The following is a 13666-nucleotide window of genomic DNA, read 5'->3' on the forward strand; positions in this document are numbered from 1 at the left end:
TCGGGGTAGGGAGGGGAGCCCCGCATGAACGCGATCCGCCGATCCGTGCTGGCCTTGATCGTCATCGTCGCGCTCATCACCGTTCCCCGTGACCCGGTGCTCGCCCGGACCCCCGCGCCGGGCGGGCCCGGCCTCCCGTCGCACTTCGGCCTGGCCCGCAAGGACTGCGTCGGCACCGCGACGTCCCGCACGTCGAAGGTCTGGTACACGGTGGCGGGCGGCGTCCTGTCCGACGTATACGAGCCCACGATCGACAACACGAACGTCGAGACCATGCAGTTCGCCGTCACCGACGGCCGGACGTTCACCGAGCTGCAGGCCCGCGACACCACCTACCAGGTGAGCACCGACCGCTCGGGCATGACCTGCACGATCACCTCCGCGAGCAGGGCGGGCCGCTACCGCCTGACCACCACCTACCTGACTGACCCCGACAGGAACGCGGTGGTCGTCCGCGCCCGCCTCCAGCCGCCCACCCTGCGCCTGTACGCCCGGCTGGACGCGAGCGTGAACGGCAACGGCGGCGGCGGGACGCCCAACGGCGGCCCCGACAGCGGCGTGGTGGACCCGCGGACCGGCGCCCCCGTCGTCTGGGACGGCAACACCCGGACCTCGGCCCCGGCCCGCGACTACGCCGTCCCCACCCACCTGGCGCTGCGCGCGGAGCGGCGCCTGCCGCAGGCGAGCGTGGGCTACGCCGGCACGCCCAGTGACGGCGCCGCCCAGCTCGACGCCGCCCGCGAGCTGACCCCCTACACCGAGGCGCCCGCGGGCAACGTGGTGGCCACCGCCCGGCTGCCGATCGACGCCAGGGGCGAGGTCACGTTCGCGCTGGGCTTCGGCCGCGACAGGGCCGCCGCGCTGCGGACCGCCGCGGACGCCGCCGCCCGCCCGTTCGAGGTCACCAGGGCCCGCTACGAGGCCGGCTGGGCCGCCTACGACGCGAGCCTGCGCAAGCCTCCGGCGGCGCTGGGCGACCTCTACCGGCTCTCGGCCAACGTGCTCAAGGCCAGCGAGGACAAGACGTTCCCCGGCGCGGTCGTGGCCTCCCTGGCCAGCCCGTGGGGGCAGGCGGTCGGCGCGGGCGAGCTGGCCGGCGGCGAGGCCGTCTACTTCGGCTCCTACCGCGAGATCTTCGCCCGCGACCTGTACGAGGCGTTCACCGGCTTCCTAGCGGCCGGGGACCTGGCCACCGCCCGGGCCACGGCCCGCTTCCTGCTCGAACGCCAGCAACTGCCCGACGGCCGGATGCCCCGCAACTCCCTGCTGAACGGCAGGCTCGCCCCCGACTCGGGCGGCGACCAGCTCGACGAGACCGCGTACCCGATCCTGATGGCCTACCAGTCGGGGCTCACCGGCGTCTGGGACGACGTGCGCGAGGCGGCCGACTTCCTCCTCTCGCACGGGCCGGCGTTCGGCGTGGAGCGGTGGGAGGAGCAGTCGGGCCACTCGCCGTCCACGATCGCGGCCCAGATCGCCGGGCTGGTCGCGGCGGGCGAACTCGCCGCGCGGCACGGCGACCAGGCGCGCGCCAGGCTCTACCGGGCCACGGCCGACCACTTCGCCCGCTCGATCAGGACGTGGACGGTCACCACGACCGGCCCGTACGCGCCCCGCTACTTCCTGCGCCTGTCACGCACCGGCGACCCCGACGCGGCCGCCTCCTACAACCTCGGCAACGGCGGCCCCACCGAGGACCAGCGCCGCGTGGTGGACGCCGGCTTCCTGGAGCTGACCAGGCTCGGCATCCTGCCGCCGGACGACCCCGACGTGCTGGCCAGCCTCCCCGTCGTGGACCGGGTGATCAGGCGGGAGACGGCGAGCGGCCCCGGCTGGTATCGCTACGGCTCCGACACCGCCGGCACCGAGGACGGCTACGGCGACTGCCACGAGCCCGACCCCACGTCCTGCGCGCCGTCGGGCAAGCCGTGGCCCACCGGCAACAACGGCTCGGGGCACCTGTGGCCGGTGCTGGCGGGCGAGCGGGCCGAGCAGGCGCTGCAGAACGGCGACCAGGCCGGCGCCACCGCGCTGCTGTCGGCGATGCGGGCCATGGCGTCGGGCACCGGGCTGATCCCTGAGCAGGCGTGGGAGAACCCGGATCTGCCCGCCTCCCCGTACGGCGCCGACCCGGCCACCGCCTCCATCGGCTTCCGCGACGGCGGCCCGGCAGGCTCGGCCTCGCCGCTGACGTGGGCGCAGGCCCAGGTCGTGCGGCTCATCCTGTCGCTCGGCGGCACCAGGCCGGTCGAGCAGCCCGAGATCGTGCGCCGCCGCTACGCCGACCCGCCCCAGGCCGCGCCGCTCACCGTCACCGCCCCGGCCGACGGCACCGCCGTGCCCGGCACGTCCGTGACCGTCACGGGCAGCACCGCGCCGGGGGCGCGCGTGGACGTCGCCGCCACGCCCGTCGACACCGGCGCCGCCACCCAGGTCGTCCCGGTACGGGCCGGCGCGGACGGCGCCTTCACCGCCTCCGCCCCGGTGTCGTTCGGCGAGGTGGTGATCACCGTGACGGCCACCACCTCCGACGGCCGCACCGGGTACGCGCGGCGCGCGGTCGTCGGCGACATCGTGGACGCCACGACCGTGCTCGACGTCGAGGACCCGGAGGGCGACGACGACGGGCCGGGCACGTACGCGTACCCGACCGCCGCCGACTTCCACGACGGGGCCTTCGACCTGCGCAGGTTCCAGGTGATCACGGACGCGAGCACCGTCTACCTGCGGGCCGTCCTGCGCGACCTCACCCCCACCTTCGGCAACCAGCTCGGCGCCCAGCTCCTCGACGTGTACGTCCGGGACCCGGCGGTGGCCACGACCTCGACACAGGCGGCCTTCCCGCAGCGCAACCACCGGATCGCCGAGCAGGACGCGTGGTCGCAGCGGGTGGAGGCGCAGGGCTTCGCCGCCCCGGTCTGGGTGACGGCGGGCGGCGCGGCGCAGGCGGGAGCCGTGGTGCGCGCGTCCGGCACCACCCGGACGATCACGATCGCCCTGCCCAGGGCCACCTTCGGCACGCCCGGGCCCGGGTGGCGCTTCGCCGTGGTGCTGACCGGGCAGGACGGGTTCAGCGCCGACCAGGCCAGGACGTTCGCCGCGACGCCGCAGCCGTACCAGTTCGGGGTGTGCGCCGAGGGCGGCACGGCGCCGCTGTGCGCCGTGGACCCGGGCACCGTGCCCAAGGCCCTCGACGTGCTCCTCCCGCCCGGCCTGTCCCAGGCCGACGTGCTGAACCCGCTGCTCGGCCCGGTCACCGTCCCAGCGGTCCGGGTCCCGTGACGGCGGTCAGCTGTGCCAGGTGCGCTGGAGCGTGTCCTGGAGCCGTCGCTTGGCCGGCGGCGGCACGTCGCCGCCCGCCGGTGCGGGCAGCTCGGGCCGCGCGGGCGGCACCAGCACCGCCGTCTCCTCCTCGTCGGCCGGTCGCTCCACCTCGGTGTACCCGCCCTCGACCGAGCGCACGATCACCCCGGTCTCCACGCCGTGCGCCACCGTGTGCCGGTCGCGGGCCCGCAGCCCCAGGCAGATCCGCCGGGTGATGACGAACCCCAGCACCGGCCCCGCCACCACCGCGACCCGGAAGATCCACGTCGTCGCGTACAGCGAGATGTGGAAGGTGGTGGCGATCAGGTCGTTGCCCCCGGCCGCCCACAGCACCCCGTAGTACACCACCCCGGCGACGCCGAGCCCGGCCCGCACCGGCACGTCGCGCGGCCGGTCGAGCAGGTGGTGCACGGCCCGGTCACGGGTGACCCACCGCTCGACGAACGGGTAGCCGGCCAGCGCCACGAACAGCAGCCCCGGCGCGGCCAGCGCCGGCAGCACCACGCTCATGGCCACCGTCTGGCCGAACACCGTGAACTCCCACGGCGGCATGATCCGCAGCGCGCCCTCCAGGAAGCCCATGTACCAGTCCGGCTGGGAGCCCGCGCTGACGTGGCCCGGCATGTACGGCCCGTACAGCCAGATCGGGTTGATCTGGAACACGGTGGCCAGCAGCGCGACCACCCCGGTCACCCACAGGAAGAACACCGTCGTCTTGGCCAGGAACGCCGGGTAGAACGGCGCCCCGCGCACCACCCGCTCGTTCAGCCCCTTGGCCCGGAACTGCGTGTGCGTCTGCCGCCAGGTCAGCACGATCGCGTGCAGCGGCAGGAGCACGAGCAGGATGCCGGGGATCAGCAGCACGTGGATGCTGAAGAGCCGGGCGATGATGTCCTCGCCGGGGAACTCGCCGCCGAACAGGAACATCGCCAGGTACGTCCCCACCAGCGGGATCGAGATCGTCACGCCGTGCAGGATGCGCAGCCCGGCCCCGGACAGCAGATCGTCGGGCAACGAGTAGCCGAACAGCCCGTTGAACATCACCAGCACGAACAGCAGCACGCCGATCAGCCAGTTCAGGTCGCGCGGCTTGCGGAAGGCGCCGGTGAAGAAGTTGCGCAGCGCGTGCACCACGATGGCGGCCAGGAAGATCAGCGTGGCCCAGTGGTGCATCTGCCGCATCAGCAGGCCGCCGCGCACCTCGAAGCTGATCTCCAGCGACGAGGCGTACGCCTCGCTCATCATCACGCCGCGCAGCGGCACGTACGCGCCGTCGTAGACGACCTCCTTCATGCTCGGCTTGAAGAACAACGTCAGGAAGACGCCGGTGAGCAGGATCACCACGAAGGCGTATAGGGCGATCTCCCCGAGCAGGAACGTCCAGTGGTCGGGAAAGATCTTCCGCATCGCCTTCTTCAGGAACCCGGCGCCACCTATCCGGTCGTCCAGTGCCCCGGCCAGTGAGCTGCCCTTCATCGCCACCCCGCATACGGCTCGGTTGTCTCGTCACCACGAAGACGTCGCAGGATGGTGATTTGTGACACTCACCGGTCGATGAGTTTCGGCTCCGGGCCGGCGGGCGGCGCGAGCCTCTCCCTCTCCTCCTCGGTCAGCGGGCGCTCGACCTCGGTGTAGCGGCCCTCGGGCGAGCGTACGAGCCGGCCGGTCTCCACGCCGTGCTCGGCCATCCGCCGGTCGTGCGCCTGCAGCCCCAGGCAGATCCACGTGGTCACCACGTACGCCAGCACCGGCCCGATCAGGACCGCCACCCGGAAGATCCAGGTCGTCGCGTTCAGCGAGATGTGGAAGTTGGCGGCGATCACGTCGTTGCCGCCGGCCGTCCACAACACCCCGTAGTACACGACGCCCGCGACCCCGATCCCCGTCCGCCTCGGCACGTCACGCGGGCGGTCGAGCAGGTTGTGCACGGCCCTGTCACGGGTGAGCCACCGCTCCGCGAACGGGTACAGCGCCAGCCCGGCGAACAGCAGCCCCGGTGCCAGCAGCGCCGGGATCAGCACGCTCATGGTCACCGTGTGGCCGAACAGGGTGAACTCCCACGGCGGCATGAGCCGCAGTGCCCCCTCCAGGAAGCCCATGTACCAGTCGGGCTGGGAGCCGGCGCTGACCGTGCTGGGCACGTACGGCCCGTACAGCCAGATCGGGTTGATCTGGAACACGGTGGCCAGCAGCGCGACCACCCCCGCCACCCACAGCAGGTACGCCGCCGTCTTGGCGATGAACGCGGGGAAGAACGGCGCCCCGCTCACCTGGTGGTTGCGCACCCCGCGCTCACGGAACTGCGTGTGCGTCTGCCGCCAGGTCAGCACCACCGCGTGCAGCGGCACCAGCACCAGCAGCAGGCCGGGCACGAGCAGCACGTGCAGGCTGTACAGGCGCGGGACGATGTCGCCGCCGGGGAACTCGCCGCCGAACAGGAACATCGCCAGGTACGTCCCCACCAGCGGCACCGACACCAGCACCCCGTGCAGGATGCGCAGCCCGGCCCCGGACAGCAGGTCGTCGGGCAGCGAGTAGCCGAACAGCCCGTTGAGCATGACCAGGCCGAACAGGGCCACGCCGATCAGCCAGTTCAGCTCGCGCGGCTTGCGGAAGGAGCCGGTGAAGAAGTTGCGCAGCAGGTGCACCACGATGCCGCCGAGGAAGATCAGCGTGGACCAGTGGTGCATCTGCCGCATCAGCAGGCCGCCGCGCACGTCGAAGCTGATCTCCAGGGACGAGGCGTACGCCTCGCTCATCATGACCCCGCGCAGCGGCACGTAGGCGCCGTCGTAGACGACCTCCTTCATGCTCGGCTTGAAGAAGAACGTCAGGAAGACCCCGGTGACCAGCACGACCACGAACGCGTACAGGGCGATCTCGCCCAGCAGGAACGACCAGTGGTTGTTGAAGGCCTTGCGCATCGCCCTGTCCAGGAAGCGGGCGCCGCCGACCCGATCGTCCAGAGCCCTGACCAGTGAGCTCGCCTTCATCGTCACCCCGCACCCGGCTCGGTTGTCTCGTCATACGAGGGACCGGGCAGGGGTGGCGAGTCGTGACAGTCAGGCGAAGCGCTCCACGGTGACGGGGATGAGACCCTGCTCGCGGACGGCCTGGCGGTGGTGGTGCAGCAGCGCCCCGAGCGCCGTGATCGGGCCGGAGCCCAGGCGTGCGGTCACGTCCACGCACCAGGCGATGCCCGCGCCGATCCGGCGCAGCTCCCAGCTGAAGCCGTGGCCGCCTGCGCTGGCGGAGGCCGTGCCGACCACGCGCGGGTCGCCGGTGGGCTCCAGGCGCAGCGCCGTGCTGGCGTTGGCCAGCCCGGTCTCACCCAGCTCCCCGGCGAACAGGATGCGGTAGCGGCGGGCCTTGGCGGAGCCGTTGCCCAGGTGCAGCGGGGCCGTGGTGGGCAGCGCGCGGCGCTCCTGGAAGAGCGTGCGCAGCCCGGCCTCCTCCGGCAGCCCGCCGCCGCCGAGCACCTTGAACGCGCGCACCGCCTCCTGCCTGCTGACGGGCGTCACCCGGGAGCGCAGCTCGGTGTCGGCGCGGATGGCCCTGCTCAGCTCGGCCGAGGCGGACCAGGCCCCGATCTCCGCCACCCACTCGGCGCCGTCGATGCCGGCCGCCGTGTAGTCGTCGCACAGGACGAACTCCTCCACCAGGAGCCCTGCGGGCGATCGATCGCCCGCCGTCGCGGAGATCAGGTAGTAGTCCACCGGCCCATGATTGTGGGCGGTGGAACGTCAGATCAAGATCATCGCAACGCGCCGCGCCGCCGTGTTCGCATGGGTTCGGTCAATACGGGAAGGAGTCCGCCGGATCGCCGATAACCGGTCTAATCTCAATGGTTGCCAATATGTCAGGCGCGGGAGGCATCGCTGATGCAGAACGGCCGGACCAACAGAACTCTCATCACCCTCTGCGCGGCGGCACTGGCCGTGGCCGCCGGATGCAGCTCGACAGGCGGCGCAGGAGGCGGTGGCGCGGCACCGGGCGGGCCGTCGCAGCAGCAGGCCCCGGTGGCCAAGCTGTCCATCACCCCCGCCGACGGCACCAAGAAGGTCGCCCCCGACACCGGCATCACCGTCGCGGCCACCGGCGGCCAGGTCACCAAGGTGACCGTGGCCGACGCCGAGGGCCGGGCCGTGCGGGGCGCCGTGGGCGCCGACGGGCAGTGGCGGCCCCGGTGGCCGTTGCGGCCCTCGACCGCGTACACGGTCAGCGCCGAGGCCAAGGGCACGGACGGCAAGGCGGTCACCGGCACCGCCACGTTCACCACGCTCAAACCCAAGAGGGTGCTGGAGAGCGGCATGTCGCCCCTGGACGGCGAGAAGGTGGGCGTCGGCATGCCCGTCCAGCTCCTGCTCTCCCACCCGATCACCGCGCAGCGGGCCAGGGCCGCGATCGAGCGGTCGCTGGTGGTGCGCATGTCGCAGCCGGTCGAGGGCGCGTGGAGCTGGGTGAGCGACCGCGAGGTGCAGTTCAGGCCGCGCGAGTACTGGCCGGTGGGGGAGCGGGTCACGGTGGACGCGCACCTGACGGGCCTGCGCGCCGGCTCCGGGCTGTGGGGGACGAAGGACCGGCGCGTGTCCTTCACCGTCGGGGACGAGCACATCACCAAGGTCAGCGCCAGGACGCACAAGGCGGTCGTCCGCGAGAACGGCGAGGTCGTCAAGACCATCCCGGTCAGCCTCGGCAAGCCAGGCGACGACAGCTACTCCGGCGTCATGATCGCCCAGGAGAAGTCCGCCGACATGGTCATGGACTCCGCCACGATCGGGGAGCCAGGCGAGTACCGCATCCGCACGAAGTGGAACGTCCGCATGACCTACAGCGGCACCTTCTTCCACGCCGCCCCCTGGTCGACCGGCGCGCAGGGCAGCTCCAACGTCAGCCACGGCTGCGTGAACGCCAGCCCCGCCAACGCGCGCTGGTTCTACGAATTCACCCAGCGCGGGGACATCATCGAGGTGACGGGCACGTCGAGGCGGCTGCAGTTCGGCAACGGGCCCACGCCGTGGGCGAAGCCGTGGGAGGAGTGGCTGGCGGGCAGCGCGCTGGGCAAGCCCGTCAACGGCGGCTGAGAGGCCGGTCGCGGCGGCCCCGGCCGACTTACCATGGAGGAAACAGGGGTACCGTCGCGGGGGAAGGTGACGTGATAGCGGGTGCCTGGTGAAGGAGCCTGGCGAGGGCTGTACCGGCTCCCCGCCATCGCTCTGTGGCTGCTGGTGTGGGTGCTGAACACCTACGAGTTCCTGCTGGCCATCTAGGGAGCGGTGCCGGGGACCACCAGGCCCGACTCGTACGCGAAGACCACGAGCTGGGCCCGGTCACGCACGCCCAGCTTGGTCATCGACCGGCTGACGTGGGTCTTGGCCGTGGCGGCGCTGATCACCAGGTGCCCGGCGATCTCCTCGTTCGACAGGCCCCTGGCCACCAGGGCGACGATCTCCCGCTCACGGCCGGTCAGCCTGTCCTGCCCGGGGACGGGGGTCGGGCGGGGCGGGGTGCTGACGTACTCCTCGATCAGGCGGCGCGTCACCGAGGGCGACAGCAGCGCGTCGCCGCGCGCCGCCACCCTGACCGACTGCAGCAGGTCGGCCGGTTCGATGTCCTTGAGCAGGAAGCCGCTGGCGCCGGCCCTGAGTGCGGCGAAGACGTACTCGTCGAGGGCGTAGTTGGTGAGGATCACCACGCGGACGGCGTTCAGCTCGGGGGTGGCGCCGATGCGGCGGGTGGCCTGGATGCCGTCCAGCAGGGGCATCCTCACGTCCAGCAGTGCTACGTCGGGGAGCAGCCGGGTGGCCAGCTCCACGGCCTGGGCGCCGTCGCCGGCCTCGGCCACCACGGTGATGTCGTCGGTGAGCTCCAGGAGGGCTTTGAAGCCGGCGCGGATCAGTGGCTGGTCGTCGGCCAGGAGCACTCTGATGGGCTGGGCCGTCACGCCGCCGCTCCTGCCGGTCCTGGCGTGTCGGCCGCTCTGGTTGTTCCGGCCGCTCCGGCCGCGTCGGCCGCTTGCGCCGTTCCGGCCGGGAGCTCTGCGCGGACCGTGAAGCCGCCGTGCGTGCCGGGGCCGGCCGTGAGGGAGCCGCCGACGGCGACCGCGCGTTCGCGCATCCCGATCAACCCCATCCCCGGCCCGGCCGTGCCCGGCTCGCCGTCGTTCTCCACCCGCAGCACGACCTTCGAGCGATCGTAGTCCACGGCCACCGTCACCACCGCGGCACCCGCGTGCCGCAGCACGTTGGTGAGCGCCTCCTGCGCGATCCGGTACGCCGCCCTGTCCACCTCGGCAGGCAGCCCGTACGGGTCGCCCGAGACCGTGTGCACCACCCGCAGCCCCGCCCCCTCGGCCCTGGCCACCAGGCGAGGCAGCCCGGACAGCCCCGCCTCGGCCCCCTCCGGCTCGCCCTGCCGCAGCACGCCGAGGGTGGCGCGCAGCTCGTTCATCGCCTCGTGGCCCGACTCCTTGATCGCGGCCAGCGCCTCCCTGACGCGCTCCGGCTTCCTGTCCAGCAGCTCCATGGCCAGCGCCGCCTGCACGTTGACCACCGAGATGGTGTGGGTGAGCGAGTCGTGCAGCTCCTGCGCGATCCACAGCCGCTCCTCGCCGGCCCGCCGCAGCGCGGCCTCCTCCCTGGTCCGCTCCGCCTCCCGCGCCCGCTCAGCCTCCGCCTCAGCCCGCTGCGCCTGCGCTTCGGCCCGCTGCTCCACGGCATGCAGGTACGCGCGTCGGCTCCGGGTCATCTCGCCGATCACCACCATGGCCACCAGCCAGCCGCTCAGCAGCGCCATCCAGTTGCCCGCCGCCGGGTCGTCGGACGACAGCGCCATCAGCCCGTACACCGGCACCGCCAGCCCGATCGCCAGCCAGATCGCGTCGGCGCGCCGGCCCAGCGCCGCCAGGGTGTAGATGGCGGCCAGCGCCGGCGCGGCGGCGAACACGCCCGGGTAGTGGGCGGCGTAGTACACCACACCGCAGGCCGCCGCGACGATCCCGGCGGTCAGCGGGGTGGTGCGGCGGAAGGCGAGCGACAGGGCCGCGATCGTGATCAGCGTCAGGCCCGCGGCGTCGAGCGGGCGTTCGTAGGGGCCCGTCCACGACAGGTTCGCGTACGTGCCCGCCATGATCGCCACCAGGCTGCCCGCTGCGATGAGCGTGTCCGTTCTGCGGCTGTACATGCCCATAAAGGTAGCGATCGTCCATCGCGGCGGGCGTCATCCCGGGGGCGTACGTTTCCTGGCCCGTACGCGGCGCGTACGACCCCGGGAGTACGGCGCGGTGCCGTCCCGCGTGGGATGTGGGCGGGTGGCTCGTCCGGCGAGCATTCCTGGCATGACCTCCTTGAACTCCACACCGGCGCCGCGGCGCTGGATCGTCTGGTCGCTGCGGGTGACGGCCACGGGGCACCTGGCGGGCGTGCTCGCGCAGGCCGCGTTGGCCGGGCTGTTCGTCACCGGTGACGTCGATCTGCTGACCTGGCATCGCAACAACGGCGGTGTCACGCACAGCCTGCTGTACCTGCAGTTGGTGGCTTCCGTCCTGCTGTGGCGGCCGGGCGGGGGAGCGTGGTGGCCGGCGGTGGCCGGGGTGGGGCTGGTGCTCTTGGAGACGGTGCAGGTGGTGCTGGGGCAGAACCGCGTCATCGCGGGGCACTTCCCGCTCGGGATGGCGATCTTCGGGCTGTCGGCCGTGTTCACGGCGTGGGCGTGGCTGGGCTTCCGGCGCGCGGGTGCGGAAGCGGGTGCGGCATGAGGCGGGGATCGGGCGGAGGCATGCTCGGAGGCGGGTGGCTCGGCGGTGGCTCAGGCGGGCGGTCCGGTGGAGGTGCGCGCCGGCGGTCCGGCGAGAGTGCGGGCGAGCGGGCGGCCGATGTCTCGCGGCGGGCGTTCCTCGGCGTGCTCGGTGGGGCCGGGCTGGCCGTCGCGGGGTGTGGTGGCGGGTCGGAGACGGCGGGGGAGCTGCTGGCCAGCGGGGCGCGCCTGCCCGAGCCGTTCACCGTGCCGTTGCCGATCCCCGAGGTGGCCAGGCCGGTAAGTCCCGGCCGGTACGAGGTGACGCAGCGGGTGGCGGCCGTCGAGATCCTGCCCGGACTGCGTACCGAGGTGTGGGGTTACGGCGGCACCTTCCCCGGGCCCACGTTCGAGCTGCGGCGCGGCACCCCCGCCGTGATCCGGGTGCGCAACGAGCTGCCCGTGCCGACCTCCACCCACCTGCACGGGGGCGTCACCCCGCCCGACTCGGACGGCTACCCGACCGACCTCGTCGTCCCCGCCGGCCACGCCGCCGCGCACGGGCACCCCGGCGAGGTGCATCACCAGGTCGTCAAGGACTACCGCTACCCGATGGAGCAGCGGGCCGCCACGCTCTGGTACCACGATCACCGCATGGACTACACCGCGCCGCAGGTGTGGCGGGGGCTGGCGGGGATGGTGCTGGTGCGGGACGAGGAGGAGGACGCGCTGCCGCTGCCCCGGGGCGAGCGGGAGCTGCCGCTGATGATCTGTGACCGGGCCTTCGAGGAGGACGGCTCCTTCAGCTACCCCCACGCCGCCCACGGCCCGTCCGGGCACGGCACCGGCACGCACGCCCTCCACACCGACTACCTGGAAGGCGTGGAGGGCGACGTGATCCTGGTCAACGGCGCCCCCTGGCCCCTGGCCGAGGTGTCGGCCACGCGCTACCGGCTGCGGCTGGTGAACGCCTCCAACGCCCGCAGGTACCGCCTGGCCCTCTCCCCGGCAGGCCGCTTCACCCAGATGGGCAGCGACTCGGGCCTCCTGGCCGCGCCGATCGCGCACGACGCGATCACGATGGCCCCCGGCGAGCGCTACGACGTCGTCGTGGACTTCTCCGCCTACCCGGTCGGCACGCAGGTGACCCTGCTCAACACCCTGGCCGACGGCCCGGCGGGCCAGGTCATGCGCTTCGTCGTCACCCGGCGGGAGCGCGACGACACCGCCGTGCCCACCACCCTGTCGCGCCCGCCCCGCCGCCCGCGCCCCGTGACCACCCGTATGTTCGACTTCCGCAGGACGGGCGGCTCCTGGACCATCAACGGCCACCCCTACAGGCCCGGCGTCCCGCTGGCCCGCCCGCGCCTCGGCACCGCCGAGGTCTGGCGGCTGACCAGCGACTTCCACCATCCCGTGCACGTGCACCTGGCCCACTTCCAGGTGCTCGCGAGGAACGGCAGGCAACCGGCCGCCACCGACGCCGGGTGGAAGGACACGGTGGACGTGCGCCCGTACGAGGTGGTGGACGTGCTGGCCCGCTTCGACGGCTACCGTGGCCGCTACATGCTCCACTGCCACAACCTCGAACACGAGGACATGGCGATGATGGCCGATTTCGAGGTGGTCTGAGCCCTCCCGATCAGCCCGGCGAGCTACTAAGTTGATCCCATAGGGGACATTCATCGGATGACAGGTGTCCCCTCGTCTGATGGAGCTAGGAGCAGGCATGCAGATCGTACGGTTCACCAGCCCTATGACCAGCGCCGATGCGGTGGGTGTCGATGACGGTGAGCAGGTGGTGGAGCTGTCGGGCGTCACCAGCGTGGGCGAGCTGCTCCGGTTGTCCTCCGATGAGCTGCGGGAGCGCTGCGCGTCCGCCGACGGGACGCGGCACCCGTCCGGATCCGTGCCGCTGCTGCCGCCCGTGGACGGGCGCATGGAGGTGTGGGCGGCCGGCGTGACCTACCGGCGCTCGCGGGAGGCGCGGGTGCTGGAGAGCGAGCGCGCCGCCGACGTGTACGAGCTGGTGTACGACGCCGAGCGGCCCGAGCTGTTCTTCAAGTCGGTGGCGTGGAAGGTCGCCGGGCACGGCGGCCGCATCGCGGTGCGCGAGGACTCCGAGATCGACGTGCCGGAGCCGGAGCTGGGCCTGGTGCTGAACACGGCCGGCGAGATCGTCGGCTACACGGTCGTGGACGACGTCAGCTCGCGCACCATCGAGGGCGTCAACCCGCTCTACCTGCCGCAGGCCAAGATCTACCTGGGCGGCTGCGCGGTCGGCCCGGCGATCAGGCCCGCGTGGGAGGTCGCCGACCCGTACGCGCTGGACATCTCCCTCAGCATCGCCAGGGCGGGCGAGACGGTGTGGGACGGCAAGGCCAGCACCTCCCAGCTCAACCGGCGCCTGGACGACCTGGCCGGCTACCTCTACCGCGCCGACGTCTTCCCCGACGGCGCCGTGCTGGCCACCGGCACGTGCCTGGTGCCCGACCTGCCGTTCACGCTGCAGGACGGCGACACGGTGACGATCGGCATCGGCGAGATCGGCACCCTGTCGACCACGGTGGTCAGGGGCGTGCCCAGCCTATGAATGCGACGCCGTTGA

General features: G+C 72.6%; 10 protein-coding genes. 5 read left to right on the forward strand and 5 right to left on the reverse strand.

What is annotated here, in order from left to right; translation table 11 throughout:
- Nucleotides 1-24: 24 nt before the first annotated feature.
- Nucleotides 25-3282 (forward strand): glucodextranase DOMON-like domain-containing protein, encoded by a 3258-nt coding sequence (locus tag LCN96_RS13475; protein ID WP_225272941.1) that lies wholly within the window; start codon nt 25-27, stop codon nt 3280-3282.
- 6 nt (nt 3283-3288) lie between these two features.
- Here LCN96_RS13475 and qcrB (LCN96_RS13480) read toward each other — a convergent pair whose 3' ends face one another.
- The 3 genes from qcrB (LCN96_RS13480) to LCN96_RS13490 form a co-directional block, all read right to left on the reverse strand.
- Nucleotides 3289-4800: a cytochrome bc1 complex cytochrome b subunit gene (qcrB, locus tag LCN96_RS13480; protein ID WP_225272942.1), complete on the reverse strand. Its 1512-nt coding sequence runs from the start codon at nt 4798-4800 to the stop codon at nt 3289-3291.
- 68 nt (nt 4801-4868) lie between these two features.
- Nucleotides 4869-6317, reverse strand: a complete 1449-nt coding sequence (gene qcrB / locus LCN96_RS13485; RefSeq protein ID WP_225272943.1) for a cytochrome bc1 complex cytochrome b subunit — start codon at nt 6315-6317, stop codon at nt 4869-4871.
- Between the two features lie 69 nt (nt 6318-6386).
- On the reverse strand, nt 6387-7040 hold the full coding sequence (locus LCN96_RS13490) for a hypothetical protein (RefSeq protein WP_225272944.1): 654 nt from the start codon (nt 7038-7040) through the stop codon (nt 6387-6389).
- Nucleotides 7041-7205: 165 nt separating this feature from the next.
- Here LCN96_RS13490 and LCN96_RS13495 point away from each other — a divergent pair, with 165 nt between their 5' ends.
- Nucleotides 7206-8408, forward strand: a complete 1203-nt coding sequence (locus LCN96_RS13495) for a L,D-transpeptidase (protein ID WP_225272945.1) — start codon at nt 7206-7208, stop codon at nt 8406-8408.
- 182 nt (nt 8409-8590) lie between these two features.
- Here the strand turns inward: LCN96_RS13495 and LCN96_RS13500 are convergent, their stop codons facing one another.
- A complete protein-coding gene (locus LCN96_RS13500; RefSeq protein WP_225272946.1) occupies nt 8591-9268 on the reverse strand; it encodes a response regulator in 678 nt (225 codons plus the stop codon).
- Entirely contained in the window at nt 9265-10506 is a 1242-nt protein-coding gene (locus LCN96_RS13505; RefSeq protein WP_225272947.1) for a sensor histidine kinase, read from the reverse strand. Before LCN96_RS13505 ends, LCN96_RS13500 begins: the two co-directional genes overlap by 4 nt.
- A 154-nt stretch (nt 10507-10660) precedes the next feature.
- Between LCN96_RS13505 and LCN96_RS13510 the strand changes: the two genes are divergently transcribed.
- From LCN96_RS13510 to LCN96_RS13520, 3 genes are all read left to right on the forward strand, one after another.
- Nucleotides 10661-11080 carry a hypothetical protein gene (locus LCN96_RS13510; RefSeq protein WP_225272948.1) on the forward strand — a complete coding sequence of 140 codons (420 nt, stop codon included), beginning with the start codon at nt 10661-10663 and terminating at the stop codon, nt 11078-11080.
- Between the two features lie 20 nt (nt 11081-11100).
- Complete coding sequence (locus LCN96_RS13515) at nt 11101-12690, forward strand: multicopper oxidase family protein (protein WP_225272949.1); 1590 nt, start codon at nt 11101-11103, stop codon at nt 12688-12690.
- A 97-nt stretch (nt 12691-12787) separates the two neighbouring features.
- Nucleotides 12788-13651 carry a fumarylacetoacetate hydrolase family protein gene (locus tag LCN96_RS13520; RefSeq protein WP_225272950.1) on the forward strand — a complete coding sequence of 288 codons (864 nt, stop codon included), beginning with the start codon at nt 12788-12790 and terminating at the stop codon, nt 13649-13651.
- Nucleotides 13652-13666: the final 15 nt, after the last annotated feature.

The organism is Nonomuraea gerenzanensis, from assembly GCF_020215645.1.
GTDB lineage: Bacteria > Actinomycetota > Actinomycetes > Streptosporangiales > Streptosporangiaceae > Nonomuraea > Nonomuraea gerenzanensis.

Excerpts from the sequence above, each read along its gene's own strand:
- LCN96_RS13475 (WP_225272941.1), top strand. The coding sequence starts at position 25 with ATGAACGCGATCCGCCGATCCGTGCTGGCCTTGATCGTCATCGTCGCG.
- qcrB (WP_225272942.1), bottom strand. The coding sequence starts at position 4,800 with ATGAAGGGCAGCTCACTGGCCGGGGCACTGGACGACCGGATAGGTGGC.
- qcrB (WP_225272943.1), bottom strand. The coding sequence starts at position 6,317 with ATGAAGGCGAGCTCACTGGTCAGGGCTCTGGACGATCGGGTCGGCGGC.
- LCN96_RS13495 (WP_225272945.1), top strand. The coding sequence starts at position 7,206 with ATGCAGAACGGCCGGACCAACAGAACTCTCATCACCCTCTGCGCGGCG.
- LCN96_RS13505 (WP_225272947.1), bottom strand. The coding sequence starts at position 10,506 with ATGTACAGCCGCAGAACGGACACGCTCATCGCAGCGGGCAGCCTGGTG.
- LCN96_RS13510 (WP_225272948.1), top strand. The coding sequence starts at position 10,661 with ATGACCTCCTTGAACTCCACACCGGCGCCGCGGCGCTGGATCGTCTGG.
- LCN96_RS13515 (WP_225272949.1), top strand. The coding sequence starts at position 11,101 with ATGCTCGGAGGCGGGTGGCTCGGCGGTGGCTCAGGCGGGCGGTCCGGT.
- LCN96_RS13520 (WP_225272950.1), top strand. The coding sequence starts at position 12,788 with ATGCAGATCGTACGGTTCACCAGCCCTATGACCAGCGCCGATGCGGTG.